Annotated in this window: 24 protein-coding genes and 1 pseudogene; 14 read left to right on the top strand and 11 right to left on the bottom strand. The window is 71.9% G+C overall.

The genetic code is table 11. The features are described 5' to 3' along the window. Positions 1-183: 183 nt before the first annotated feature. Both GA0115234_RS05100 and GA0115234_RS05105 read left to right on the top strand, forming a co-directional pair. Complete coding sequence (locus GA0115234_RS05100) at positions 184-3,171, top strand: DEAD/DEAH box helicase (RefSeq protein WP_093539638.1); 2,988 nt, start codon at positions 184-186, stop codon at positions 3,169-3,171. Then, on the top strand, positions 3,168-4,472 hold the full coding sequence (locus tag GA0115234_RS05105) for an SWIM zinc finger family protein (RefSeq protein WP_093539639.1): 1,305 nt from the start codon (positions 3,168-3,170) through the stop codon (positions 4,470-4,472). The genes GA0115234_RS05100 and GA0115234_RS05105 overlap by 4 nt, the downstream gene beginning before the upstream one ends. 29 nt (positions 4,473-4,501) lie before the next feature. On the opposite strand, the gene GA0115234_RS05110 is transcribed toward GA0115234_RS05105, so the two are convergent. After that, positions 4,502-4,813: a hypothetical protein gene (locus GA0115234_RS05110; protein ID WP_093539640.1), complete on the bottom strand. Its 312-nt coding sequence runs from the start codon at positions 4,811-4,813 to the stop codon at positions 4,502-4,504. Between the two features lie 172 nt (positions 4,814-4,985). Continuing rightward, entirely contained in the window at positions 4,986-5,501 is a 516-nt protein-coding gene (locus GA0115234_RS05115; protein WP_093539641.1) for a DUF3574 domain-containing protein, read from the bottom strand. Positions 5,502-5,769: 268 nt separating this feature from the next. Between GA0115234_RS05115 and GA0115234_RS05120 the strand changes: the two genes are divergently transcribed. From GA0115234_RS05120 to GA0115234_RS42215, 3 genes and pseudogenes are all read left to right on the top strand, one after another. Beyond that, entirely contained in the window at positions 5,770-6,195 is a 426-nt protein-coding gene (locus GA0115234_RS05120; protein ID WP_093539791.1) for a RidA family protein, read from the top strand. 128 nt (positions 6,196-6,323) lie between these two features. Continuing rightward, the gene (locus tag GA0115234_RS05125; RefSeq protein WP_093539642.1) at positions 6,324-7,055 is read left to right on the top strand and encodes a DUF7873 family protein; all 732 of its coding nucleotides are present in this window, start codon (positions 6,324-6,326) and stop codon (positions 7,053-7,055) included. A 32-nt stretch (positions 7,056-7,087) separates the two neighbouring features. Then, positions 7,088-7,173: pseudogene (locus GA0115234_RS42215) on the top strand. A 317-nt stretch (positions 7,174-7,490) separates the two neighbouring features. Here GA0115234_RS42215 and GA0115234_RS05130 read toward each other — a convergent pair. Both GA0115234_RS05130 and GA0115234_RS05135 read right to left on the bottom strand, forming a co-directional pair. Then, a complete protein-coding gene (locus tag GA0115234_RS05130) occupies positions 7,491-8,108 on the bottom strand; it encodes a peptidase (RefSeq protein WP_093539792.1) in 618 nt (205 codons plus the stop codon). Between the two features lie 13 nt (positions 8,109-8,121). Beyond that, positions 8,122-9,333, bottom strand: a complete 1,212-nt coding sequence (locus GA0115234_RS05135) for a pyridoxal phosphate-dependent aminotransferase (RefSeq protein WP_093539643.1) — start codon at positions 9,331-9,333, stop codon at positions 8,122-8,124. 86 nt (positions 9,334-9,419) lie between these two features. On the opposite strand from GA0115234_RS05135, the gene GA0115234_RS05140 reads away from it, so the two are divergent. Continuing rightward, positions 9,420-10,088 carry a winged helix-turn-helix transcriptional regulator gene (locus GA0115234_RS05140; RefSeq protein ID WP_093539644.1) on the top strand — a complete coding sequence of 223 codons (669 nt, stop codon included), beginning with the start codon at positions 9,420-9,422 and terminating at the stop codon, positions 10,086-10,088. A 141-nt stretch (positions 10,089-10,229) separates the two neighbouring features. Here GA0115234_RS05140 and GA0115234_RS05145 read toward each other — a convergent pair whose 3' ends face one another. Beyond that, positions 10,230-10,595, bottom strand: coding sequence for a nuclear transport factor 2 family protein (locus tag GA0115234_RS05145; RefSeq protein ID WP_093539645.1), 366 nt, complete (start codon positions 10,593-10,595; stop codon positions 10,230-10,232). A gap of 64 nt (positions 10,596-10,659) precedes the next feature. Here GA0115234_RS05145 and GA0115234_RS42220 point away from each other — a divergent pair, with 64 nt between their 5' ends. Together GA0115234_RS42220 and GA0115234_RS05155 are read left to right on the top strand one after the other, a co-directional pair. Continuing rightward, positions 10,660-11,802, top strand: a complete 1,143-nt coding sequence (locus tag GA0115234_RS42220) for a nucleotidyltransferase domain-containing protein (RefSeq protein ID WP_176729078.1) — start codon at positions 10,660-10,662, stop codon at positions 11,800-11,802. Between the two features lie 28 nt (positions 11,803-11,830). Next, positions 11,831-12,481, top strand: a complete 651-nt coding sequence (locus GA0115234_RS05155; protein ID WP_093539646.1) for a uridine kinase — start codon at positions 11,831-11,833, stop codon at positions 12,479-12,481. A gap of 51 nt (positions 12,482-12,532) precedes the next feature. Here the strand turns inward: GA0115234_RS05155 and GA0115234_RS05160 are convergent, their stop codons facing one another. Together GA0115234_RS05160 and GA0115234_RS05165 are read right to left on the bottom strand one after the other, a co-directional pair. Further along, positions 12,533-13,450: a carbohydrate kinase family protein gene (locus GA0115234_RS05160; RefSeq protein ID WP_093539793.1), complete on the bottom strand. Its 918-nt coding sequence runs from the start codon at positions 13,448-13,450 to the stop codon at positions 12,533-12,535. Further along, positions 13,447-14,412 carry a pseudouridine-5'-phosphate glycosidase gene (locus GA0115234_RS05165; protein WP_093539647.1) on the bottom strand — a complete coding sequence of 322 codons (966 nt, stop codon included), beginning with the start codon at positions 14,410-14,412 and terminating at the stop codon, positions 13,447-13,449. Before GA0115234_RS05165 ends, GA0115234_RS05160 begins: the two co-directional genes overlap by 4 nt. A gap of 248 nt (positions 14,413-14,660) precedes the next feature. Between GA0115234_RS05165 and GA0115234_RS05170 the strand changes: the two genes are divergently transcribed. Further along, entirely contained in the window at positions 14,661-15,023 is a 363-nt protein-coding gene (locus GA0115234_RS05170) for a cupin domain-containing protein (RefSeq protein WP_093539648.1), read from the top strand. Between the two features lie 32 nt (positions 15,024-15,055). On the opposite strand, the gene GA0115234_RS05175 is transcribed toward GA0115234_RS05170, so the two are convergent. From GA0115234_RS05175 to GA0115234_RS05185, 3 genes are all read right to left on the bottom strand, one after another. Then, a complete protein-coding gene (locus GA0115234_RS05175) occupies positions 15,056-16,438 on the bottom strand; it encodes an MFS transporter (RefSeq protein ID WP_093539649.1) in 1,383 nt (460 codons plus the stop codon). A gap of 138 nt (positions 16,439-16,576) precedes the next feature. Further along, the gene (locus GA0115234_RS05180; RefSeq protein ID WP_093539650.1) at positions 16,577-17,119 is read right to left on the bottom strand and encodes a methylated-DNA--[protein]-cysteine S-methyltransferase; all 543 of its coding nucleotides are present in this window, start codon (positions 17,117-17,119) and stop codon (positions 16,577-16,579) included. Between the two features lie 46 nt (positions 17,120-17,165). Continuing rightward, positions 17,166-18,110, bottom strand: a complete 945-nt coding sequence (locus tag GA0115234_RS05185; RefSeq protein WP_093539651.1) for a glycerophosphodiester phosphodiesterase — start codon at positions 18,108-18,110, stop codon at positions 17,166-17,168. A 214-nt stretch (positions 18,111-18,324) separates the two neighbouring features. Here GA0115234_RS05185 and GA0115234_RS05190 point away from each other — a divergent pair, with 214 nt between their 5' ends. The 5 genes from GA0115234_RS05190 to GA0115234_RS05210 all read left to right on the top strand — a co-directional run bounded on the left by GA0115234_RS05190 (position 18,325) and on the right by GA0115234_RS05210 (position 25,561). After that, positions 18,325-19,212, top strand: coding sequence for an MHYT domain-containing protein (locus GA0115234_RS05190; RefSeq protein ID WP_093539652.1), 888 nt, complete (start codon positions 18,325-18,327; stop codon positions 19,210-19,212). Positions 19,213-19,318: 106 nt separating this feature from the next. Further along, on the top strand, positions 19,319-21,439 hold the full coding sequence (gene uvrB, locus GA0115234_RS05195; RefSeq protein WP_093539653.1) for an excinuclease ABC subunit UvrB: 2,121 nt from the start codon (positions 19,319-19,321) through the stop codon (positions 21,437-21,439). Positions 21,440-21,570: 131 nt separating this feature from the next. Further along, positions 21,571-22,149, top strand: a complete 579-nt coding sequence (locus tag GA0115234_RS05200; protein ID WP_073747806.1) for a TerD family protein — start codon at positions 21,571-21,573, stop codon at positions 22,147-22,149. 210 nt (positions 22,150-22,359) lie between these two features. Next, entirely contained in the window at positions 22,360-24,294 is a 1,935-nt protein-coding gene (locus GA0115234_RS05205; RefSeq protein ID WP_093539654.1) for a TerD family protein, read from the top strand. Positions 24,295-24,556: 262 nt separating this feature from the next. Beyond that, positions 24,557-25,561 (top strand): TerC family protein, encoded by a 1,005-nt coding sequence (locus GA0115234_RS05210; RefSeq protein WP_093539655.1) that lies wholly within the window; start codon positions 24,557-24,559, stop codon positions 25,559-25,561. A gap of 135 nt (positions 25,562-25,696) precedes the next feature. On the opposite strand, the gene GA0115234_RS05215 is transcribed toward GA0115234_RS05210, so the two are convergent. Beyond that, positions 25,697-26,353: an MBL fold metallo-hydrolase gene (locus GA0115234_RS05215; protein ID WP_093539656.1), complete on the bottom strand. Its 657-nt coding sequence runs from the start codon at positions 26,351-26,353 to the stop codon at positions 25,697-25,699. Positions 26,354-26,355: the final 2 nt, after the last annotated feature.

Here is a 26,355-nt window from a genome sequence, read left to right on the forward strand (position 1 = left end):
ACCGGACCGTCCGTCCGGCGTTCCCCGCCTCGGCCCGGCAAGCCCGGACCGAGGCGTTCCATATCGTGCCTGACCTGCTGAAATGCAGCCGCGCGACCGGTTGTCAGACCCCCCGCCTAGACTCGCAGGAGTCATGAGGAACAAGGCGATCACGAGGATCAGGGCGGGAGGGGAGCGGGACCGATGACCACGGCACCACACCGGCAGGACGCCTCCGCCGCCCGTCTTCTGCGCTGTGCCGCCGTGTTCCTGCCCGCAGCGCTGCCGAGGGAGGGGAGCGTCGCCTTCTGGGATCCCGACGGCGGCCCGCTCCCGGAGCCCGGCGAGGTCTGCGGACACCCGGCGGACCCGGCAAGTCCCGCCCCCGGCGCGCGTACGGCCGAGATCACCGTCGTCGGCCGGCACGGCCAGGGGGACGGGGTGCGCCGACGTACGGTCCCCGCGGTTCTGCTGCCCGTCGCCGACGCGCTGCCGCTGCTGGTGCGCGCCCGGCACCAGGAGTCCGCCCACCCCGCCGCGCGGTGCTGGGGCGCCGCCGCGCTCCAGGCGCTCGGCCTGGCGGCGCGCGGCAGGCTGCTCCCCGGTCTGACGGGGGACGACCACGACGCCTGGCGGGCAGGGCCGCGCGACGCCGAGGACATCGCCCACCTCCGGGCCATCGCCGCCGCCATGCCGGCCGAGGGCCACGCCGTCCCGCTGCCGGACCGCACACCGCTCCGCCTCCCCGACCCCGAGTGGCTGCTCGGATCGTTCCTCGACGCGGTCGCCGACACCCTGCCCCGCACGCCCGCAGCGGCGTATGCGATGGGGGCACCCTTCGCGGCCCGCGAGGCCCAGCATCTGCCGGGAGCCCGCGAATGGGCGGTCGAGGTGGCGTCCGGGCTCGACGCGGGCGTCCGCGTGTCGCTGCGCCTCGACCTGTCGGCGTACGAGCTCTTCGATACGGCCGATACGGTCGACACCTCCGGAGCCCCCGGTTCCGACGGCGCCGACGCTCCCGGCCTTGACGGTGCCGAATTCACCGTGCCCGGCGGCCCCGGCGGCCGCACCCCGGGCGCCGCCCGACACGCCGCCGCGGCCATCACCCAGGTGCACAGCCTCGCCGATCCGACCTATGTCACCGACGCCGCCACGCTGTGGAACGGCGGGGCGGGCGAGCCGTTCGGCCCGCGGGCCAGGATCGACGCCGTGCTCGCCCTGCGCCGCGCCGCCCGCGTCTGGGCGCCGCTGGAGCGGCTGCTGGACCAGCCGGTGCCCGATGTGCTCGCCCTGACCGAGGACGAGCTGTACGAGCTGCTCGGCGACGCCGGAGCCCGGCTGGCGGCGGCCGGGGTGAGTGTCCACTGGCCCAGGGAGCTCGTCCGCTCGCTCACCGCCTCCGCCGTCGTGCGGCCCGCGCCCGGTTCGGCCACCGACGGCACCTCGTTCTTCGACGCCGAGCAGCTCTTCGCCTTCAACTGGCAGCTGTCGCTGGGCGACGACCGGCTCACCGAGGCGGAGATGGACCTCCTCGCGGAGGCCCACCGGCCGGTGGTGCGCCTGCGTGACCAGTGGGTCGTGGTCGACCCCGCGCTCGTCCGCAAGGCACGCAAGCGGGAGCTCGGTCTGCTCGATCCGGTCGACGCCCTCGCCGTCGCCCTGACCGGCACCGCCGAGGTCGACGGCGAGCAGGTCGAGGCCGTGCCCATCGGCGCGCTGGCCGCACTCCGTGAGCGCATCACCGCCGAGCACACCACGATCGCCCCGCCGCCCGGCCTCGACGCCACGCTCCGCGACTACCAGCTCCGCGGCCTGGCCTGGCTGGACCGGATGACCTCGCTCGGCCTGGGCGGCTGCCTCGCCGACGACATGGGCCTGGGTAAGACGATCACCCTCATCGCCCTCCATCTGCACCGCGCCCACCCCGCGCCCACTCTGGTGATCTGCCCCGCCTCCCTCCTGGGCAACTGGCACCGGGAGATCAACCGCTTCGCCCCCGGTGTCCCCGTGCGCCGCTTCCACGGCACCGACCGCACACTCGCCGAACCCGACGGCGGCTTCGTCCTCACCACCTACGGCACGATGCGTTCCAGCGCGGCGCAACTGGCGGGCCACGGCTGGGGACTGATCGTCGCGGACGAGGCCCAGCACGTGAAGAACCCCCAGTCCTCCACGGCGAAGGCGCTGCGCACCATCCCGGCCCCGGCCAGAGTCGCCCTCACCGGCACCCCGGTGGAGAACAACCTCTCCGAGCTCTGGGCCCTGCTCGACTGGACCACCCCCGGACTGCTCGGCCCCCTCAAGGCGTTCCGGGCCCGGCACGCCCGTATCGTCGAGAACACCGGTACGGCCGCCGGGCTCGCCAACGACGAAGCGGTCGAACGGCTCTCCCGCCTGGTCCGGCCCTTCCTCCTGCGCCGCAAGAAGTCCGACCCGGGCATCGCCCCCGAACTGCCGCCCAAGACGGAGACCGACCACCCCGTCTTCCTCACCCGCGAGCAGGTCACGCTGTACGAGGCGGCGGTCCGCGAGACGATGACGTTCATCGAGGCGTCCGAGGGCATCGCCCGGCGCGGCCTGATCATGAAGCTGCTGGCCTCGCTCAAGCAGATCTGCAACCACCCCGCGCAGTATCTGAAGGAGGAGCCGACCCGCCTCGTCGGCCGTTCCGGAAAGCTCGCCCTGCTCGACGAACTCCTCGACACGATCCTCGCCGAGGACGGCTCCGTCCTCATCTTCACCCAGTACGTGACCATGGCCAGGCTGCTCTCCGCCCACCTCGCCTCGCGGGCCGTCCCCTCCCAGCTGCTGCACGGCGGAACGCCGGTCGCCGAGCGGGAACGGATGGTGGACCGCTTCCAGTCCGGCGAGGTCCCGGTCTTCCTGCTCTCCCTCAAGGCCGCGGGCACCGGACTCAATCTCACCAGGGCCGCCCATGTCATCCACTACGACCGCTGGTGGAACCCGGCCGTCGAGGAACAGGCCACGGACCGGGCGTACCGCATCGGCCAGACACAGCCCGTGCAGGTGCACCGATTGATCGCGGAAGGCACCGTCGAGGACCGGATCGGCGAGCTGCTGGAGGCGAAGCGGGCCCTGGCCGACACGGTCCTCGGGACCGGTGAGACCGCGCTGACCGAGCTCAGCGTCCGCGATCTGGCCGATCTCGTCTCGCTCCGGAGGCCGGCATGAGCCCCCGCCCGCACCCCGGCCACGACCCCCGTCCCGCCGCCCGCCCGCGCCCCGGCCCCGACGACCTGCGCCGCACCTTCGAGGCCGTACCGCCCCGCACCTCCGTCGGCGACGAACCCTTCGCGGACAGCTGGTGGGGCCGTGCCTGGGTGGCCGCCCTGGAATCCCTCTCGATGGACGAGGGCCGGCTCTCCCGGGGCCGTACGTACGCCGACAGCGGAAAGGTCGCCGCGATCACCGTCACCCCCGGACGGGTCGTCGCCTACGTCCACGGCAGCCGCCCCCGCCCCTACCGCTGCGAACTGCGGCTGCGGACCCTCGCCGACCCCGACTGGGACACCTTTCTCGACGCGGTCGCGGCGCGGCCCGGCCACCTCGCCGCGCTGCTCACCAAGGAGATGCCGCACTCGCTGGCCGACACGGCGGCCGAGGCCGGCATCGGGCTGCTGCCCGCCGCGGGGGACCTCGACCCCGGCTGCTCCTGCCCGGACCACGGCTGGCCCTGCAAGCACGTGGCCGCGCTCTGCTACCAGATGGCGCGGCTTCTGGACACCGACCCGTTCGTCCTGCTGCTGCTGCGCGGCCGGGGCGAACGAGAACTCCTCGAAGAGCTGGGCCGCCGCAACGCCGCCCACTCCGCCCGGGAACGCCCCGCGGCCCCCGCGGCCCCCTCCGTACCGGCCCGCGAAGCCCTCGCCGGCCGCTATCTCCCGCCGCTCCCCGCCCCGCTGCCGGTGCTGCCGCATCCCGCGCAGCCACCCTCGTACCCGAGCCTGCCCGGGGCACGCGACCCGCTCGCCCTCGACCACCTCGCCACGGATGCGGCGGCCCGCGCCCACGCGCTCCTCACCACCGGCACCGACCCGCTCGCCGGACTCACCCCCTGGCAGGACGCGGTCCGTCTGGCCGCGTCCCGCCCCACCGCCGGGCTCACCGCCACCACCCGCGCCCTCTACCGCGAGCTGGCCTACGCCACCGGTCGCACCACCACCGACCTGGCCCGAGCGGTCGCGGCCTGGCGCCAGGGCGGCGCCGGAGGGCTGGCCGTCCTGGAAACTCCCTGGGACCCCCCGGCCGGCCCGTTCGACCGGGCCCGCCCCGCGCTCTTCGCCGCCGGCTTCCCCCGCTTCCAGCCCCGGCGCAACCACCTCACACACCCCAGCGGCACGCTCCAGCTCCGCTTCGGCCACGACGGGCGCTGGTACGGCTACGAGTCCGAGCCGGGCGAGGACGACTGGTGGCCCCGCGCCACCCCGGACACCGACCCGGTGAACGCGCTCATGGCACTCAGCGGGGGCTGAATCAGGCCGGCACCGGTGCCGGCCTGCTCTCAGGAGTTCTGCAGATAGACGAAGAGAGCGATCAGCAACACGGCGACGAACGGCAGCATGATCAGCCGTGCTTTGCGGAACCCCTCGTTGTCCTGCTGGGACAGGCCCCGGTCGGCACCGTGCGCCGATGCCAGATGCTCCCCGGCCATGTCGACGATCTTCTTCATGGTCAGCAGTGACGGCGACCAGTCGCAGTGGGTACAGACGAGGGAGTCGCGGTACGGGTCGAACCGGAAGTCCCGCTCGATATTGACCGTGAACACCTGGCCGTCCGGTGTCGTGGCCGTGAAGTGACGTACTGGCGTGCCCATGTGGATCGTTCCCCGTTCCGTGCGTCCGTCCGGCCTCGTGTACCGGCCCCGTGACCGGTCCCGTACCCGGCGGCGGCACAGTACCCGACCGGGCGACGGAGACACCCGCGCGGTCGCCGTTCGCCGGACGCTGACGACCGACGACCGGTGACCGGCGGTCTGCGGACGGGCATCAGAAGTCGGCGGTCGTGCGCTCCTCGATCCGGGCCACCGAGTCCTGGGCGTAGGCCTTCTCGTAGGCGTCGCGGATCCGCTCGACCTGGGTGTCGCGCACACGGGCCTCGGACGCGGGGTAGAGCAGGGTCAGTTCGTAGCTGCGCTCCCGTCCGATGACACCTTGGGAGTCGCGCCACTGTCCCCGGCCGTCCTGGATGTTCAGTCCGTTCGGGAAGCGCGGTGTCACCTCCTCGTCGACGAAGGCCAGGAATTGACGATCCGTCACTGCGGGTCCACCGTCCGGGCGTTCCGTGCCGAAGAGGAGCCGGGTCTCGATGTAGTCCTTCCCGCGTGAGGCGGCGGCCCGCGCCGTGGACCGCGAGGCCGCCGGGGCCTCGTCGCCGAGTGTGGCGTACGCGACGGGCGTTCCCACGGCCAGCACGGCCAGGGCGGCGGTCGTCGCGGTGAGCGCGGTGCGCTTCTTCGTACTGGTGGGGCGCTTCGGGGCGGTGATGGGGAGGAAACGGGGCACGGCGGATACCTTCGTTCGGTGCCTGGGGGAGGCGGTGGGCCGGTGATGTGCGGACGCGGGCGGGGGAGAGCCCGCGAGGGCGGAGTCCGTGCGCGAGCGGGGAGCCTGCGGGCCGGTGGTGCTGATGCGCGGCCTCACTGTGACAAGCGGCCCCCGCCGGACAGCGGCAAGGACATGGGCATCCGAGGGAAACCACCCGTACGGTCGGTCCGGGGCGTTGCCGGAATTCCCGTCGCACCCCGGGGCCCCGGCCGCCAGACTCGCCTTCATGACCGCGGACATCAGCCGGATCGACCCGGAGAAGTCGCACCCCACCCCCGGCTACCACCACATCACCGTCGTGGAGGCGGGCCGGACCGCCTATCTGGCCGGGCAGTGCCCACTCGACCGCTCCGGCACCCTGGTGGGTCCGGGCGACCTCGATGCCCAGATCGACCAGGTCGCGGCCAACGCCCTCGTCGCTCTGGCGGCCGTGGACGCCGGACCGGAACGGGTCGTCCGCTCGGTGATCTACGTGGTCAGCGACGATGTCGCGATCCTGGGGGCCGCCTGGCGCCGGCTGACCGGCTCGGTCATCGGGCCCGCGTTCACCACCGCGAGCACGCTCCTCGGAGTCGCACGGCTCGGATTCACCGGACAACTCGTCGAGGTCGACCTCACCGCGGCCCTGCCCGCCCGGACTCCCGGCGAATGATCCCCGTCCGGACTACCGGCCGATGATCCCCGTCCGGTCATCCGGGCAACGGCCCCTCGGTAATTCGGCCAACTGACTGTGGGAAAAGCGTTTGTTCTGATGGATGCGGCGTTGCTAGCTTCCTCGACGTGGCGAAACTCAATCAGATCATCGCAGTGGAGAAGGGCGTCAAGTCCAAGGCTCACCAGGACCTGACGGCGGCGCATCACGGCCTCCAGAAGACCGGCCTGCTCGCCGGGATCTCCCGGACGTACCAGCCGAAGGACGAGGAGGGCGAACAGCTGCCGCCCGAGTCGACGCTGGTGCAGATCAAGGCCGAGGACGTGCTGCGGGAGACCGCGGCGACCCTGACCCGGCTCTTCGATGTGACCGCCACGAAGGACTGGGCCAACTGCTCGGCCCGCGCGGATGTCAAGGTCGACGGGCGGGTGCTCGTGAGCGAGGTGCCGGTCTCGTATCTGCTCTTCCTGGAGAAGCAGCTGACGGACCTCAACACCTTCATCCGCAAGCTGCCGGTGCTCGACGCCGCCGAGGCCTGGACCCAGGACCCGTCGACGGACTCCTGGAAGACCGAGCCGGTACGGACCCTCCGTACGAAGAAGGTGCCCCGCAACCACGTGAAGGCGGAGGCCACCGACAAGCACCCGGCACAGGTCGAGGTGTACTACGAGGACATCCCGATCGGCTACTGGACGACGGTGAAGTTCTCCGGCGCCCTTCCCGCACGGCGCGTCAACGAGCTGCTGGACCGGGTGGAGAAGCTCCAGCAGGCCGTGAAGTACGCCCGCGAGGAGGCCAACGGCGCGGACGTCACGGACCAGCGGGTGGGTGATGCGGTATTCGGTTACCTCTTCGGGTGACCGACCATTGATTCCCCGGCCGATTCATTGCGGCCGGGGTGCGCGAGGAGCGCAAGCTGAAACTGAAGCTTGTCGTGACGACGCGGTTCCAGTGGAGGTTCGAGTCCTCCCCCCGGCACTCCGTGCGCCCCGGCGCACGAACGGGCCGGGGTGGCCCAAATGGTAGAGGCAGACCGCGATCAATCTCAGACTCTTGCTCCAGACTCAGCATTCGCCACCCATCGCCGAATCAAACGGGCCCGTGCCCATGGGCGTCGAGATGCCGGTTCGACTCCGGCCCGCAGAGCTTCGATCTGCGGTCGTCTAAAGGCAGGACGCGGCGACATCAACCTGACACGGGTCCTTAAAAGTGTCGGCGTGCCGCATGGGTGGCACCTCAGGGCTCGGGGGCCGGCTACGCCCCCGGGCCCGCTCCCGTTTTCCGCGAGGCGCCGCTCAGACGCTCGTCGGCAGCGACACCCCGCGTCCCGCGAAGAAGCGCTCGAAGTCGGGCAGCGCGAGATCCGCGGCCCTGGTCCCCGCCGTCGTGCCCGACGGGTTGTGGAAGTGGACGCCCGTGCCGTCGGCCGTACGGGACGTCAGCAGCACCAGGTGCCCGCCCCGCCCCGGGGCCGGCCGCCCCGGGTGCCGGATGCCGTAGTGCACCGAGGCCATGACCGTGCGCCCGGCGTCCAGCAGGCCGAGGATCTCCTGTGCCGCGAGATGGCGGTGCACCGTTGCGTCCACGCCGTGCACCTCGCGTGCGTACTCGGCGAAGGGGGCGTAGATCAGGCCCCGGATCTCCCCCTGCGCGTCCTGTGTGTACGCGCCGTACCGGAGCGCCCCGTCGCGCAGCGCGAACAGGGACGGGGCCCCGGCCCCGAGCGCCATGCGCAGGCAGGTCATACCGCACAGATGGCCCGACCAGCGCGCGTACTCGGCCGGTGAGGCCGCCCCTGACTCCGCCCAGGCCGGGTCGGTGGCCGGGTCGAGTCCGCCCTCCACGATCGGGCCGACGAGCTCGGCCGAGGCGAACTGGGTATGCACGGGAAAGCGGCAGGCGGGGCAGGTCACCGGGAGCATCCGATCACTGGCGGTATCCGGTCAGGAAGCGGCCGATGCGGCTGATCGCCGCGTCGAGATCGTCAGCGTACGGGAGCGTGAGGATGCGGAAATGGTCGGGCCGCGGCCAGTTGAAGCCGGTGCCCTGGACCACCTGGATCTTCTCCCGCAGCAGCAGATCCAGCACGAACTTCTCGTCGTCGACGATGTGATGCACCTTGGGGTCGATGCGCGGGAACGCGTACAGCGCGCCCTTCGGCTTCACGCACGACACCCCCGGGATCTCGTTCAGCTTCTCCCAGGCCCGGTTGCGCTGCTCGTGCAGCCTGCCGCCCGGCGCGACCAGCTCCCGGATCGACTGCCGGCCGCCGAGCGCCGCCTGGATGGCGTACTGCGCGGGCGCGTTGGGGCACAAGCGCATGGAGGCGAGCGTGTTCAGCCCCTCCAGATATCCGCGGGCGTGCTGTTGCGGGCCCGAGACCACCATCCAGCCGGAGCGGAAGCCCGCCACCCGGTACGTCTTCGACAGACCGCTGAAGGTGAGGCAGACCAGGTCGGGGGCGAGGACCGCGACGCTGTGGTGCTCGGCGTCGTCGTACAGGATCTGGTCGTAGATCTCGTCGGCGAACACCATCAGGCCGTGCCTGCGCGCCAGATCGAGGATTCCGTCGAGGATCTCGCGCGGGTAGACGGCGCCGGTCGGATTGTTCGGGTTGATGATCACGACGGCCCTGGTGCGGTCGGTGATCTTCGCCGCCATGTCGGCGAGGTCGGGGTTCCAGTCCGAGGCCTCGTCGCAGGTGTAGTGCACGGGCTTGCCGCCCGCGAGGGTCACCACCGCGGTCCACAGCGGGTAGTCGGGGGACGGGACGAGCACCTCGTCGCCGTCCTCCAGCAGCGCCTGGACGGCCATCGAGATCAGCTCGGAGACACCGTTGCCGAGGAAGATGTCGTCGACCCCGACATCCGGCAGCCCCATCGCCTGGTAGCGCTGCGCCACCGCGCGGCGGGCGGACAGGATGCCGCGCGAATCCGTGTAGCCATGGGCCTGCGGAAGCATCCGGATCATGTCCTGGACGACCTCCTCCGGCGCCTCGAAACCGAAGAGCGCGGGGTTGCCCGTGTTGAGCCGGAGCACGCTGTGGCCCGCCTCCTCCAGGGCGTTGGCGTGCTCGATGACCGGGCCCCGGATCTCGTAACAGACCTCGTCGAGCTTGCTGGACTGCCGGAATTCCATGCGGTGGCCTCCCCGACCTGATTGCGATACTTGGTTTTACCAAGCTTGGGCTTGGAAAGTCCAACAACATGTCTAGACTGCGTCGCATGCCACGTCAGCAACAGCCCGCAACACGCCCGGTCCGCCGCCGGAGTTACGACCAGTTCTGCGCCGCCGCACGTGCCCTCGACTCCGTGGGCGACCGGTGGACCCTGCTGATCGTCCGTGAACTGCTGGCGGGCCCGCGCCGCTACACCGACCTCCACGCCGACCTGCCGGGCGTCAGCACGGACGTGCTCGCCTCCCGGCTCAGGGACATGGAGCAGAGCGGCCTCGCCACCCGCCGTCGGCTTCCGCCGCCCGCCGCCGCCTCGGTCTACGAACTGACCGCGCGCGGCCACGCGCTGATGCCGGTACTCGCCGCCCTCGCCGAGTGGGGCGCGCCCGCGCTCGCCGAACGGCGGCCCACCGACGCGGTCCGGGCCCACTGGTTCGCCCTGCCGCTGCTGCGCGCGCTGGACGGGCTGGCCCACGCCGGGACCGTCGAAGTGCACCTGGACGAGGGCGAGTTCCATGTACGTGCTGGTGGCGAGGAGGGCGGGGCGGCCGTCTACGGGGATGGTCCCGCCGCCCGCGCCGATGCCCGTATCGCCCTCGACGTCGAGGTCTGCCTGGAGCTGGCGCGGGGCGGGCTGACCCTCGCCGAGGCCGTCGCGGGCGGGCGCGTAGAGGTGTCGGGCGACGGGCCGCTCGCCGCCGAGCTGCGCGGCGAGTGACGATCCGGTCCGGAGGGGGGCTCTGTGGCTGGGCCCGCGCGACATCGGTGCCGGCCCGAAAGGCTTCCCGCCGCCCGTCCCGCGAGGCCACCGGCGGCGGCCGGCCGGACGTCAGTTGGTCGGATTCCGGTTGGCCGGAAGTCAGTTGGCGAGCGTCTCCCCGTACGCCCCGAAGCCGGAGATCACCAGCCCGTCGCGGAAGGCCAGCACCTCGCTGACCCGGCCGCCGATCTGGTTGCGGTAGTCGATCACCAGGGCATGGACGCTCACCCGGACGTCCACCAGCTCGAACCGCAGCTCGGGGATGCGCTCCAGCCCCGTCGCCCAGTACGCCCGCAGCGCCTCCTTGCCGTGCACCGTGCCGGACGCGTCGCCGGTCAGCTGCGCGATGACGGGCGAGCTGAACGTCACGTCCTCGTGATAGTGCGTCAGAATGCGTTCCAGATCATGGGAGTTCCAGCCGTCCAGCCACTCGGCGGCGAACGTGCGGGCGAATTCGAGGTCCATGAGGGGATCGTAGAAGGCGGACCCGCCGGGGACGGCACATTTTCTGGCGAGGGAGGGAGCGGCCATGAACGGGGAGGAACCTCGGGGCGGAACGGGTGAGGGCGAACTCGACCCGGTACGCCGCGCCGCGTTCGCGCAGGAGCTGATGCGGGCGCTCGCCGCGCACTGCCCCGGTTCGCGGGCGGAGCTGCGCGGCTCGCTCGCCCGGGGAACAGCGGACGCCTACAGCGACATCGACCTCGCCTGGACCGTGCCCGGCGACCGGTTCGACGCCTGCCTCGCCTCGGTCCGCGAGGTGCTCGAAGCGGTGCGGCCGCTGGACTCCCTGCGTACGGACCCGGAGTCGCGGAACTCCCGGGAGCGGCGGCTGGTCTTCGCCGCCTTCCGGGGGCTTCCGCTGTTCTGGCGGGTGGATCTGGAGATCGCGGCGTCCCCGGCCGCCCGGGGCGAGGGCCACTCCGCGGCGCACGGTGACGACTGGTCGCCGTACGCGAGCGCGCTGGCCAACGCGGTCGCGGCGACCAAGGCCGTACTGCGCGGACAGCCGCAGAACGCCCAGGGGCTGCTGGAGCGCGGCCTCCGGCGCGCCGGAGCGCCGGACGGCCCGTCCGGGCGGTGGTTCGACGACATCTGCCGTCTCGCCGAGACGGCGGCCGTCCGCGAACCGGGCCTGAGTCCGCTCGCCGACCGTGTGCTGCGCCTCGCCGGGAGCCACCTGGTACAGCTCCTGTGGTGGACGTTTCCCGCCGGTGTACGTGAGCGGGTCGACGAACTGGTCCTGGTGGGCCGGGACATCCAGGCCGTCCACGCGATGCGGGAGAGCGGCATCGAACCCCGTCCGGACCTGCACCTGTGCATGGACGTGCTGACCGGGCGCCACCGTGCGCTCGCGGACCGCATGCCGCCCCCGCTCCGCCACGACGTGGACACCCTGGCCGCCGCGGCCGGCGCCCTGCCCCGCGACCCCGTGGCCGTCGAGGCGGTCTGGGACGGTGACACCCGGGGCTGGATCGTGGTGCTGACCGCCGTGCTGGCCCGGCCGTGGGAGGGCGTCGCCCTGGCGGACTTCCGGATCGGCGCGGCGGGGACCGGCGAGGCGGCGCGGACGGGACGGGAGCTGGCGGAGCGGCTCGGCGTCCCGTTCCGCTTCGTCGGCCCCGACGAGCCCGATATGGACGCCCCCCGCTGGTGGGACGGCCGGGACTGAGCCCGGGACCCGGGGCGATGATGGGCGGGTGCGATTCCAAGCGATCACCTGGGAGCGGCTGGCCGAAGCCTTCGCCGCGCGTGCCGACGCCCTCGGACCCGCCGACGGCGGACCCTGGCTGAAGGTCGCCGTCGACGGTGCCCCGGCGGCCCGTACCGGGGACCTGGCCGAGCGGGTCGCGCAGGCGTTGCGGGTCCGGGGCCGGGCGGTGCTGGTCGTGTCCACCGAAGGGTTCCTGCGTCCGGCGAGTCTGCGGTACGAGTACGGCAAGGAGGACCCCGATTCGTACTACGACAGCTGGTTCGACACGGGCGCGCTGTGGCGTGAGGTCTTCGGACCGCTGGAGGCCGGGGGGAGCGGGCGGGTGCTGCCCGACCTCTGGGATCCGGTGACCGACCGGGCCACGCGCAGCCCGTACCGGCCGCTGCCCGAGGGCGGAGTGCTGGTGGTGCACGGCCCGTTGCTGCTCGGGCACTGGTTCCCGTTCGACCTGAGCGTCCATCTGCGGCTGTCGCAGGGCGCGCTGCGGCGCCGTACCGGGCAGGCCGAGCACTGGACGCTGCCCGCCTTCGCGCGGTACGAGGAGGAGGCGGCGCCCGGCGACCGCGCGGACGTGGTCGTACGGGCCGACGACCCACTGCACCCGGCCTGGGCCGGATGGGGCGGAGCGACGGCCTGACGGTTCGGTGTTGTGGTTGTGGGGAGGGCGGGGTGGCGGTTTGCCCCGTGGTCAGGGGCCCGGGGCGCGGTCCTGCGGGTCGGGGCGGCCGCCCACGGTGGTGACCGCCTCCGCTCCCGCCCGGCAGCCCGCCGCCGTGGCCGAGGCGTCATCCGCCCCTGCCAGGTACGCCGCGAGGAATCCGCCGGTGAACGCGTCGCCCGCCCCGGTCGAGTCCACCGCCCCGCGCACGTGAACGGCCGGGACGCGCCGGGTCACCGCGCCCGCGGTGGCGAGCAGCGCCCCGCCCTCGCCGAGCGTGACGACCACCCGGTCCGCCTGGAGGCTCAACTTGGCTGCGGCGTCGGCCGGTTCGGGCAGTCCGGTGAGCAGTCGGGCCTCGTCCGAGTTGGGCAGCAGCAGATCGACGCCCTCCACGACGGCCAGGAACCGGTCGACGCCCAGCTCGGCGAGGAAGCCCGCCGAGGCCGGATCGACGCTCACCGGGATCCCTCGCCGCCGTGCCTCCCGCAGGGCGAGCAGGGCCGTCGCGCGGCTCGTCGCGGCGAAGAGGAGATAGCCGGAGAGATGGAGATGGGCGACGCCGTCCAGCATCGACGGCGACCAGTCGTCGGGGGAGAGACGGAGCACGGCGCCGCTGTCGGTGAGGAAGGTGCGCTCGGCCGCGGAATCGACGAGCGCGACGACGGTGGCGGTCGGCACGTCGTCGTCCACGGCCAGCAGGCAGCGCACCCCCGCCCGCCGCAGCGCGTCGCGGTGCCAGTCCGCGCTGTCGGCGCCGACCCTGGCCAGCAACCGTACGTCGGAACATCCCGAACGTGCCGCCCAGCAGGCGACGTTGGCGCCCGCCCCGCCGGGCAGGGTGCGGATCCGGGCCGGGGTGTCCGTGCCGTGGACCAGCGCCGTTCCGTGCCGGGCCACCACGTCCGTGACCACGTCCCCGATGACGAGCAGGCCGCCGTCGGTCATGCCCCGGCCGCCGGGTCCTCGGACGCGTCGGTCCACGCGCCGGAGATCCGCGCGGCCAGCGATACGTTTCCGCGCACGGCGGCCAGATTGGCTTCGAGCGAGGCGCCCCCGGTGCCCCGCATCAGCCGGTCCAGCAGGAACGGTGTGACGGCCTGGCCCACCACGCCACGCTCCTGACACTCCGCCAGGGCCTCCGCCAGCACGCGGTCGTGGAGCGCGGGTTCCAACTGGTCGGCCAGGGAGACGGGGTTGGCGACGATCAGCGCGGAGCGGGGGCCGCCGAGCACGTCCTGGGCCCGCATCACCGCCGCGACCTCCTCGGGCGTCCGCACCGTCCAGTCGACCGGCTCGCCCGAACTGGTCAGATAGAAGCCGGGGAAGCGGTCGGTGCCGTAACCGAGCACCGGGATCCCCAGCGTCTCCAGTCGTTGCAGCGTTGCCGGGACGTCCAGGATCGACTTCACCCCGGCGCACACCACGGTGATGCCGGTCCGTGCGAGGAGCCGGAGGTCGGCGGACTCGTCCTGGGTCCGCGTCCATTCCCGGTGTACGCCGCCGAGGCCGCCGGTCGCGAAGACGCGCAGTCCGGCACGGGCGGCCAGGAAGGCCGTCGCGGACACGGTCGTCGCGCCGCTCGCGCCCGCCGCCAGGGCGGGCGCGAGGTCCCGGTGCCCCAGCTTCCGCATCGCGGTGTCGCAGGCGACCCGCTCCAACTGGGACTTGTCCAGGCCGATGCGGGCCTTTCCGTCGAGCACGGCGATCGTCGCGGGCACCGCACCCGCGGACCGTACGAGCCCTTCGAGCTCCTCGGCGACCCGCAGATTGCGGGGGCGCGGCAGACCGTGGGCGATGATCGTCGACTCCAGGGCCACGACGGGGTGGTGCGTGGCGAGGGCCGCCCGTACCTCTGCGGAGAGGACGGGGGCGCAGGGGTGTGCGCCGTGCGACGCGTTCAATGACATGTCCACATCCCTGTCGCGGGCGCGCCCGCCTCAAACGTGCGGGCCGGGACGGCGGAGCCGTGTGGCTGGGATCGGACGGGTCCCGGATCGGAGGGCCGCCGGGCTCCGGATCGGGAGGCTGTCGGGCCGTGGACCGGGCGGTCGTCGGGCTCCGGACCGGACGGCCGGGTTCGCTTCCGGCCGCCCGGAGGCGACTCGGCGCATCCTGCTGCCGGGGCGCCACCGGGCGGTCGCTAAGGTGACCGGCCATGACCACATTTGATCAAGCTCCTGCCTCCTTCGCCGTGCACATTCCGGATGCCGAACTCGAACCGGAACCGCTCGACCCCGCGCAGATCGTCTCGGGCGAGCCCGTGGTGACCGGCAAGGTGCTCTGGGAGTCGCCCGAAGGCAAGCAGCTGCGCGGCATCTGGCAGATCACGCCCGGCGTCGTCACCGACACCGAGGCCAACGAGCTCTTCGTGGTCGTCAGCGGGCGCGCGACCGTGGCGGTCGAGGGCGGCGCGACGCTGGAGATCGGGCCGGGTGACGCCTGTGTGCTGCGCGAGGGCGACCGTACGACGTGGACCGTGCACGAGACGCTGCGCAAGGCGTACCACATCAGCCTCTGAAACCCCGGGAGCCGCTGAAACCCCTGGGGTGCTCAGGCGTCGTGCGGAGGTGCCGGTGCGCCGACCGCATCGGTCGCATTGACCGCATCGGCTGCACCGGCCGCGGCGGGCGCAGCCGGTTCCGTGCGCCGGGCGAGCGCCCGGCGCAGCGCCAGCGCCGCCATCGGCAGCAGCAGACAGGCCCCGGCCACGTTCAGCCAGCCGTAGCTCGCCTGGGCGACGACGACCCCGGCGACGGCTCCGCCGATGCCCGCAGCCGTGTTCATGGTCAGATCCGACAGGCCCTGCACGGCCGCGCGGGCCGCCTGCGGCACGGAGTCGGTGAGCAGCGCCGAACCGGCGACCAGCCCCGCCGACCAGCCGAGGCCGAGCGTGAAGAGACCGGCCGCCGTCTGCCCGTGGCTGGGGCCCGCGGTTCCGGCCAGCAGTGCGGCGCAGGAGAGCAGCCCGACCGCCAGACCGATCACGGCGAGTCGGCCGAAGCGGTCCGACAGCCAGCCCATCACCGGGGAGAACGCGTACATCCCCGCGATGTGGCCGCTGATGACCAGGCCGATCAGCTGGAGCCCGGCGCCGTGATGGCTCAGGTCGACGGGGGTCATCACCATGATCGACACCATCGCGGTGTGCGAGACGGCCACCGTCACCAGCGCCAGCCGTGCCATCGGCGAGGCCCGGACCGCCGTGACCCCGGCACGCAGCGAACGGCCGGCCGGGGACCCGTCGCCCTGCGGCGCCAGCGCCCTTGCCGTGAGCAGCGGGTCCGGCCGCAGCAGCGCCCCGACCACCACGGCGGCCAGCAGGAAGATCCCGGCCGCGAAGACGAACGGGCCCGCCTTCTCGGGTATCGAGGTGCCGCGGAAGAGGTGGCCCACCGGGGCGGCGATGTTCGGCCCGAGGACCGAGCCGATCGTGGTGGCCCAGATGACGGTGGAGATCGCCCGGCCGCGCCGGTCCGGCTCGGCCAGATCCGCGGCGGCGAACCGGGCCTGCAGATTGGCCGAGGAACCCGCGCCGAACCCGGCCATGCCGAGCAGCAGCAACGGGAAGCTCTCCACGAGGGTGGACAGGACCACGAGCCCCGCGCCGAGCGCACCGATCACATACGCCAGTACGAGGCCGGGGCGCCGGCCACGCGAGGTCATCAGCGCGGCCAGCGGCAGCGAGAGCAGCGCGGTCCCGGTCACCGAAGCGGTCGGGGCCAGCCCGGAGAGCGCTTCGGAGCCGCTCACCTCCGTGGCCAGCACGGGCGCCAGGGCGATGCCGATGGGCACGCCGAGGCCGCCGAGTATCTGGCTGCCGATGAGCACCGCGGACGTTCTGCGCCGCAGTCCGGGCAGCTCGTCCGCCGGGACCCGGGCGGCGGGACTGCCGGGCCCGGTGGGGGTGTCAGGTGCGTCGAGGGTGTTGGTCACTGGCGCAGTGTGCCAGCCCGCACACAGGTACGAAACCGGGTTCGGGACGGTCCGGCCGGTCCGTCCCGGCACGCGGGACCGGGCTCACCCCGGGGCGCCTGCGCCCTTCAGGAACGGCGGCCGGACCAGCACCCTCTTTCAGAACAGCGGCTGGGGCAGCACGCCCTCCAGGGCCAGCAGCTGCCGCTTGGTCTCCAGCCCCCCGCCGAAACCGCCCAGCCCGCCGTCGCTCTCCACCACCCGGTGGCACGGCACCACCACCGGCAGCGGGTTGGACGCCATGGCCACCCCGACCGCCTGGGCGGCCCCCGGCTGTCCCACCCGCCCGGCGAGATCCCCGTATCCGACGACCGTCCCGTACGGCACCCCCGAGGCCAGCTCGCGGAGCACCTGGCGGTTGAAGCCGGACGTCAGCGACCAGTCCAGGCCGAGCGAGAACTCCCGCGAGGAGCCCGCGAAATACGCAGCGAGCTGACGTATCGGCTCGGCGAGCCGGGCGGAGCCGGGACTCTCCACCGGCTCCGCGCCGAGCCGTACCCTCAGCTGACCGACCGCCTTCTCCCGCACCTCGGGACGGGCGTGGAAGACCACGCTCACCAACCCCGAGCCGGTCGCGGCAAGCAGCAGCGGGCCGATGTCGCTCCCGACGACGGCCCACTCGACGACCCCGTTGCTGTCCATGGGAACCACCGTACGGCCGGCCACTGACAACCGGCCCGGTTCTCGGTCAGCCCGTGGCTTCGCGCACCACGTCGGGGGTGTTGGTGATGATCCCGTCCACGCCGAGGCCCGCCACCTTCGTGGCGGTCTCGGCGTCGTTGACCGTCCAGGTGTTGACCCGGAGCTTCTTGCCGTGCGCGCCCTTCAGCGCGTGTACCGCGTCCACGTAGTCGGCCGAGATCGAGGTGTAGGCGGGGTTGATCTGGTCGGTGAAGGCCGCGTACGACGGCAGTTCGGCCACCGCCGGGGTGCCGAGGAAGCCCGTAGTGATGTCCGGGCGCAGCTGGTGCACCTTCTTCACGCTGTCCGCGCCGAAGCTCTGGATCACGAGCCGGTTCTTCACGTGGGCGCGGTCGAGCCACCCCTTCTGGCGCAGCACCCGAAGGGTCTCCTTCTCGATGCCCGGGTAGATCTCGGGGCTCTTGATCTCCAGCAGCAGCTTCTGCCGGTTGCGCTCGACCCGGTCCAGGTACTGCTTGAGCGTGGGCACCCGGGTCCCGGCGAACTGCGGACCGAACCAGCTGCCCGCGTCCAGCCGGGCGATCTCCGCCGCCGTGAAGTCCTTGACCGCCCACGAGGTCCGGTCCGGGAAGACCTCCTCGGCATCGGTGGTCCGCTTCAGATCGGTGTCGTGCACGACCACCAGCACACCGTCCTTGGTGAACTGGACGTCGTTCTCCACCCAGTCGAAGCCGAGCGCATCGGCCTTGTCGACGGCGGCCAGGGTGTTCTCCGGCGCATAGGCCGAGGCGCCCCGGTGGGCGAAGACGACGGGCGCGGTCCGCTTCGCGTTCGTGGTCAGGGCGCTCACGGTGCTGACACCGGTGACCGCGGTCACGTGCCCGGCGCCGGCCCTGTCCGCGGTCCGCGTATCGGCGGTCGACATCAGAACGGCGCCGGTTCCCATCAGGGCGGCGGCAGCGAGAGCGGCGGTAGCGGTGCGTGCGTACACGTGTACTCCTTGCGTCAGAGTTGCGGACGGGCCGAGAGTGACAGCCGCGCCCCAACAGGGGACAGGCGAAGGATGGCCACAACGTGAACGCGGCCGGCGACACCGGGTCACGGGCCGGATTCCTGCTCGATAAAATGCAGCTCTTCTGTTTGTTTGCCGGGACTCGCGCCTTAGGGTCACCCCGAACCCGGGCTTCCGCGAAGGGCGTACGAGCATGCAGGGCACGATCGACGGTTTCAGCTACGGAGCGGTGACGCCCGTCGCGGCCTTCCTCATGGCCTGCCTCGGCGCAGCCCTCGGACTGCGTTGTATGAACCGCTCGCTGCGCACCGAGCGTTCCTTCAAGGCCGGCTGGCTGGCCCTCGGCGCGACCTCCATCGGCTCCGGCATATGGACGATGCACTTCATCGCGATGATGGGCTTCACCGTCGAGGGGGTGACCATCGGCTACGACAAGCCGATCACCTTCGCCAGTCTCGCGGTCGCCATCGGCATGGTCGGCGTCGGCATCTTCATCGTCGGATACCGCGGCGCCACCAGAATGGCCCTGGTGACGGGCGGCACCATCACCGGACTCGGCATGGCCACCATGCACTACCTGGGGATGGCCGGAATACGTCTCGAAGGACAGCTGGAGTACGACACGATCACCGTGTCCCTCTCCGTCGTCATCGCCGTGGTGGCCGCCACGGCCGCGCTCTGGGCGGCCGTCGCCGTCAATGGTTTCCTGCCCAGTCTCGGAGCCAGCGTCGTCATGGGCGTCGCGGTGAGCGGCATGCACTACACCGGCATGGCCGCGCTCAGCGTCCATCTGCACCCCGGCGCCCTCCCCGAGAACGCCACGGCCGACGGGGCGACCGCACCGCTCGTGCCGCTGCTGATCGGCCCCGGCTGCTTCCTGCTCCTCGCCGCGGTGGTCGTGATGTTCGATCCGCTGATGGTGATGGGCACCCCGGACTGGAACGACCCCAGGGCCCTGAACGGGGCCGGCCGGCCCCCCGGCATCCCGGCCCAGCGGCAGGTGCCGAGGTTCGGGACGCACGCCGACCCGGCATCCTTCCACTCCCGGCCACGCGACCCCGCCCCGCCGGGCGAATGGTGACCCCGGCCCGGTGGGCAGGCGGATCCGGCCCGGTACATCGGCCGACTCGGCCCGGTGCGCAGACCGACCCGGCCCGGTTGTCAGTGGCGGGTCGTACGGTGGTTGCATGCGGCCCGTTTCGAAGATCGAACGTTCGGTGGCGCCTTTCGAGGTCGTCAGTCCCTACCAGCCCAGTGGCGACCAGCCCGCGGCCATCGCCGAGCTGGAGCGGCGCATCCGCGCCGACGAGAAGGACGTCGTCCTGCTCGGCGCGACCGGCACCGGCAAATCGGCGACCACCGCGTGGATGATCGAGAAGCTGCAGCGCCCCACGCTCGTGATGGCACCGAACAAGACGCTCGCCGCCCAGCTGGCGAACGAGTTCCGCGAGCTGCTGCCCAACAACGCCGTCGAGTACTTCGTCTCGTACTACGACTACTACCAGCCCGAGGCGTACGTCCCGCAGTCGGACACCTACATCGAGAAGGACTCCTCGATCAACGAGGAGGTCGAGCGGCTGCGCCACTCCGCGACGAATTCGCTGCTCACCCGGCGCGATGTCGTCGTGGTCGCCTCCGTCTCCTGCATCTACGGCCTCGGTACGCCCCAGGAGTACGTGGACCGGATGGTCCAGCTCAAGGTCGGCGACGAGATCGACCGGGACCAGCTGCTGCGCCGCTTCGTCGAGATCCAGTACACCCGCAACGACCTCGCGTTCACCCGGGGCACCTTCCGGGTCCGCGGCGACACCATCGAGATCTTCCCGGTCTACGAGGAGCTCGCCGTCCGCATCGAGATGTTCGGCGACGAGATCGAGGCGCTCTCCACCCTCCACCCGCTCACCGGCGAGGTGATCAGCGAGGACCAGTCCCTCCACGTCTTCCCCGCCAGCCACTACGTCGCGGGCCCCGAGCGCATGGAGAAGGCGGTCAACGGCATCGAGCGGGAGCTGGAGCAGCGCCTCGCCGAGCTGGAGAAGCAGGGCAAGATGCTGGAGGCCCAGCGGCTGCGGATGCGCACCACGTACGACATCGAGATGCTCCGCCAGATCGGCACCTGCTCCGGAGTCGAGAACTACTCGATGCATTTCGACGGCCGTTCGCCGGGCACCGCCCCCAACACCCTCCTCGACTACTTCCCCGAGGACTTCCTCCTCGTCCTCGACGAGTCGCATGTCACCGTGCCGCAGATCGGCGCGATGTACGAGGGCGACGCCTCCCGCAAGCGCACCCTCGTCGACCACGGCTTCCGGCTCCCCTCCGCGCTCGACAACCGCCCCCTGAAGTGGGAGGAGTTCCTGAGCCGGATCGACCAGACCGTCTACCTCTCCGCCACCCCCGGGAAGTACGAGCTGTCCCGGGGCGACGGCTTCGTGGAGCAGATCATCCGCCCCACCGGTCTCGTCGACCCGGAAGTGGTCGTCAAGCCCACCGAGGGCCAGATCGACGACCTGGTCCACGAGATCCGCACCCGCGCCGAGAAGGACGAGCGGGTCCTGGTCACCACCCTCACCAAGAAGATGGCCGAGGACCTCACCGACTACTTCCTGGAACTCGGCATCCAGGTCCGCTATCTGCACAGCGACGTCGACACGCTGCGCCGCATCGAGCTGCTGCGCGAGCTGCGCTCCGGTGAGTACGACGTACTGGTCGGCATCAACCTCCTGCGCGAGGGCCTCGACCTGCCCGAGGTGTCGCTCGTCGCCATCCTCGACGCGGACAAGCAGGGCTTCCTGCGCTCGGGGACGTCCCTGATCCAGACCATCGGCCGTGCCGCCCGAAACGTCTCGGGCCAGGTCCATATGTACGCGGACAAGATCACCCCGGCGATGGCGCAGGCCATCGACGAGACCAACCGCCGCCGCGAGAAGCAGATCGCCTACAACACCGAGCGCGGTCTCGACCCGCAGCCGCTGCGGAAGAAGATCAACGACATCGTCGCGACGATCGCCCGCGAGGAGGTCGACACCGAGCAGCTGCTCGGCACCGGCTACCGCCAGACCAAGGGCGCCAAGGCCCCCGTGCCCGCGCTGGGCGCCAAGTCGGCCGGATCCAGGAAGGCCAAGGGCGGCGGCGAAACGGTCACCGACCGGCCCGCCACCGAACTCGCCGGGATCATCGAGGAGATGACCGACCGGATGCGGGCGGCCGCCGCGGACCTCCAGTTCGAGGTGGCGGCGCGACTGCGCGACGAGGTCGGGGAGTTGAAGAAGGAACTGCGCCAGATGCGGGAAGCGGGTCTCGCCTGAGCCCGCCGCACTCGGTGTGTTGCAGGACCGACACAAAACGGCCCCGAGCGGTCACGTCACCGGCGCGACTGCGTAGGGTGCTGGGAAACCGCGCACGGACGGTTGCGGGGAAAGCGGAGAGGGGACAGCGCGTGACGGTCAATATGACCAAGGGTCAGGCCATCAGCCTGCAGAAGAGCGACGGGGGGACCCTGACCGCGGTACGGATGGGGCTGGGCTGGCAGGCGGCGCCGCGCCGGGGACTGTTCGGTTCGCGTACGCGGGAGATCGACCTCGACGCGTCGGCGGTGCTCTTCGCCGACAAGCAGCCGGTCGACGTGGTCTTCTTCCGCCATCTGGTCAGTGACGACGGCTCGGTCAAGCACACCGGGGACAACCTGGTCGGCGGCGCCGGTTCCGGCGGCGACGACGAGGCGATCCTCGTCGACCTGCAGCGGGTGCCGGTCCACATCGACCAGATCGTCTTCACGGTGAACTCCTTCACCGGCCAGACGTTCCAGGAGGTGCAGAACGCCTTCTGCCGCATCGTCGACGAGACCAACGGCCAGGAGCTCGCCCGCTACACGCTGGACGGCGGCGGGCAGTACACCGCCCAGATCATGGCGAAGGTGCACCGCTCGGGGAACGGGTGGCAGATGACCGCCCTCGGCAACCCGGCCAACGGCCGCACCTTCCAGGACCTGATGCCGGCGATCCTGCCGCACCTGTAGCCAGGGTCCGGCCAAGCCGGTACACATCGGTACGCGCAGCTCCCGGAGGCATCGGCCGCCGGGAGCTGCACCACATCGCGTCGCACCCATACGCATCACAACGCGTCGCACGCACACCGCGTCGGCAGGCACCACGCCGCGTCGCACACGTCGCACCAGCACCGCAGAGCACTGCACAGCACAGCAGCGAATCGTCGAGGGGACAGGGCAATGACGGCCGAGCTGGTCCGGGGGCAGAACCACACCTTGCCCCAGACCCGTCTGGAGATCCGGGTAGCGGCCGGCACGCCCGTCGTGGCCGGTGCCACGCTGGCGGACGAGCATGGCACGGTGCGCGGCACCGAATGGATCGCCCACCCGGGATCGCCCCAGCTCCCCGGGATCGAGGTGTCCAGGCAGGCCGCCGCCGACCACCGCCTCGCCGTGGACCTCGACGCCCTGCCCGCCCCGGTGCACCGGGTCACCGTCCTGCTGGCCCTGCCGACAGGAATCGGCGGCCCGGTCAGGTTCGGCGCGGTCGCCTCCCCGTTCGTCGCCGTCACCGGACTCGACGGCACCGAGATCGCCACCTTCACCCTCACCGGCCTGGACACCGAATCCGCGGTCGCGGCCCTGGAGCTCTACCGCCGCCAGGGCGCCTGGAAGGTGCGCGCCGTCGGTCAGGGCTACGCGGGCGGCCTCGACGCCATGCTCGCCGACCAGGGCCTGCCCCGCGCCGCCGAGCTGGCCCGCTCGATCCAGGACGCGGTCACCCGGGCGACGGCCCGCTCGGTCACCCCGCCCCCGCCGCGCACCCCCGACGCCGACCGGGTCGGATCCGGCGCCGGCCCCGTGCTGCCCCCGGACGGTCGTCGGCCCGCCGCCCAGCCGCCCGAGCCGCTCGCGGAGCCGGTCACCCCGCCGTCCGCCGCCACGACCGGCGGCCCCATCAACTACGCGCACCCGCGCCGCCAGGCATCCGCGCCCCCGCCGCCCCCGCCCACCGCGCCGCCCGCCGAGCCGGGCCGCCCCGCACAGCCCGTCGCAGGGGACGCCACCGGCTGGTCCATGGACGAGCGCCTCTACAACCAGATCTGGGGCATGTTCGAGGACCTGGCCCGCACCACCGCCGCCTACCGCAGCGCCGTCGACTTCGCCGAGTCCCGCATGGACCAGGAGCTCGAACGCACCCTGTCCGACCCGCGCAGCCGGATCGGCGGCGCGGGGGACCGGGCCCGAGCGGAGGCGCGGGCCAAGCGCGACGAGCTGACCACGCGCGCACGCGAGGCCCTCGACCGTGACCTCGCCCAGCTCGCCGCCGAGGCCGCCGTGGTGGAACCCGCGCTGCCCGCCCCGTTCGCGGGCTGGGACAACCCCGTCTGGCACGCCTACCGCGTCCCGATGGAGATCCCCATGGCGCTGCGCATCGGCGACCTCCACCTGCCCGAGAACCCCGGCCTGCGCATCCCGCTGCTGGTCCGGCTGCCGCTGGAGCGCGGCATCTGGGTCGACAGCGGCCGTACTTCCTCCGAGGACGCGGCCCTGACGGACGGCGCCCGGCTGCGCGGCCTCGCCATGGAGACCGCGGTCGCGCACGCGGCCCGGCTGCTGGCCGTCTACCCGGCCGACGAGTTCTCGGTCCATGTCATCGACCCCGCGGGCTCGGCGGCCGGGGCGCTCGCACCTCTGGTCCGGTCCGGGGCGCTCGCCGGTCCGCCCGCCTCCGGGGCCGGAGGCGTGGCCTCGGTCCTGGCCCGGCTCACCCGGCGCGTCGACCTGGTGCAGATGGCGATCCGGGCCGGCGCCGCCGACTCGCTCCCGCCGGATCTGGACACGGGCGAGCAGCTGCTGATCGTCAACGACTTCCCGCACGGCTTCGACGACCGGTCCGTCACCCAGCTGCGCTACCTCGCCGACGAGGGGCCCTCGGTCGGCGTCCATCTGATGATGGTCGCGGACCGGGAGGACGCCAGGGCGTACGGGCCGGTGCTCGACCCGCTGTGGCGCTCGCTGCTGCGGATCACCCCGGTCGCCGACGACCACCTGGCCGACCCCTGGGTGGGGCACGCCTGGACGTACGAGCCGCCGCGGATCCCGCAGGGCAGCCGGGTCCTGGAGCAGGTGCTCGCCCAGGTGGCCGCGGCCCGCCGCTCCCGGCGCTCCTGAGCCGGGCGTACCGGCTCCGCCCCCGCACCGCCCTGACCTGTGCATTTGAAAGATCTTTACCCTGCTCTTTACCTTTCCTTGGTGTTCCCTGTACTGTTCATTGAGCGGAGGGGAGTACTCCCATACGCGGCGTTCCCGTCAATACGGACCGTGACCGGTCCCGGGGCGTCGGCCCGAGGCGCGCATCCCGTGCGCCCGGGTGGAAGAGACCTCCGGCAGCGACGACGCTGATCAGTAGCCGTAGCGAACTGCCGGAGGCGCAGTGGACGTTTCATGGACCCTCTGGGTGCTGACCATTCTTGGTCTGTCAGCCCTTATCGCCGTCGACTTCTTCATCGGGCGCAAGCCCCATGACGTGACGACCAAGGAAGCCGGAATCTGGACGATCGTCTGGATCGCGCTGGCCGCCCTCTTCGGGCTCGGCCTGCTGCTCTTCGGCGAGAGCCAGGCCTCGGGCGAATTCTTCGCCGGCTTCATCACCGAGAAGTCGCTCAGTGTCGACAACCTCTTCGTCTTCGTCCTGATCATGGCGAAGTTCTCGGTCCCCTCGCACCTCCAGCAGCGGGTGCTGCTGGTCGGTGTGCTGATCGCGCTGGTGCTGCGGGCGATCTTCATCGCCGCCGGCGCCGCCGTGATCGCCAACTTCTCGTGGGTCTTCTACATCTTCGGCGCGTTCCTGATCTACACCGCCTGGAAGCTCATCCAGGAGGCGCGGGCCGACGAGGAAGAGGAGGAGTTCGAGGAGAACCGTCTCCTCAAGACGATCGAGCGCCGCTTCGGGGTGGCCGACCGCTACCACGGCACCAAGCTCTTCATCCGGAACAACGGCAAGCGCGTCCTGACACCGCTGATGGTCGTCATGCTCGCCATCGGCACCACCGATGTGCTGTTCGCCCTGGACTCCATCCCGGCGATCTTCGGCCTGACCCAGGACCCGTACATCGTCTTCACCGCCAACGCCTTCGCCCTGATGGGGCTGCGGCAGCTGTACTTCCTGATCGGCGGGCTGCTGAAGAAGCTGGTCCACCTCAGCTACGGACTCTCGGTCATCCTCGGGTTCATCGGCGTGAAGCTGGTGCTGCACGCACTGCACGAGTCCGGTGTGCACGTCCCCGAGATCTCCATCCCGGTGTCCCTCGGCGTCATCTGCGGCGTGCTGGTGATCACCACGATCACCAGCCTGGTCGCCAACAAGAAGCAGGCCCGGACGGAAGCGGCCGAGGACGCCGACGAGACCGCGGACAAAGGCGCCGGCATAGACGCCTGATCCCGGCGGACAGCTGGACGGCTGGACAGCCGTCCAGCAGGACGGGAACCGGCACCGGCCGGGGCGCGCAACGGTTCGTTGCCCGTCCCGGCCGGTGCTTCTCACCTCATGCGCAGGGGCCCGGTGCGGCCGCTGTCACCAGCCGCGGGCACGCCACAGCGGCAGCTGCGGTCGCTCGTCGCCGAGCGTGGTGTCGTGGCCGTGGCCCGGGTAGACCCAGGTCTCGTCGGGCAGCTGGTCGAAGAGCTTGGTCTCCACGTCGTGGAGCAGGCTCGCGAAGGCGTCGGGGTCCTTGTGCGTATTGCCGACCCCGCCGGGGAACAGGCAGTCACCGGTGAACAGGTGCGGGGCGCCGTGCGGGTCGTCGTAGACCAGCGCGATGGAGCCCGGGGTGTGACCGACGAGATGGCGGGCGGTCAGGGTCACCCGGCCCACCCGGACCGTGTCGTTGTCGTCGACGAGGACATCGGTCGGGACCGGGATGCCCTCGGCGTCGTACCGCCCGGCGTAGGTGCGCGCCCCAGTCGCCGCCACCACCTCGTCCAGCGCCTGCCAGTGGTCGCCGTGCCGATGGGTGGTGACGACGGACGCGATGCCGTCGTCACCGATCAGCCGCAGCAGCGTCCCGGGCTCGGCGGCCGCGTCGATCAGGAGCTGCTCGCCGGTGGCCCGGCAGCGCAGCAGATACGCGTTGTTGTTCATCGCGCCGACGGCGACCTTGGAGATCATCAGATCCGTCAGCTCATGCACTTCCGCAGGTCCGCCGACCTTGACCGCTCCGCTGTACGTCATAC

The organism is Streptomyces sp. DvalAA-43 (assembly GCF_900091725.1).
Taxonomy (GTDB): Bacteria; Actinomycetota; Actinomycetes; order Streptomycetales; family Streptomycetaceae; genus Streptomyces; species Streptomyces pulveraceus.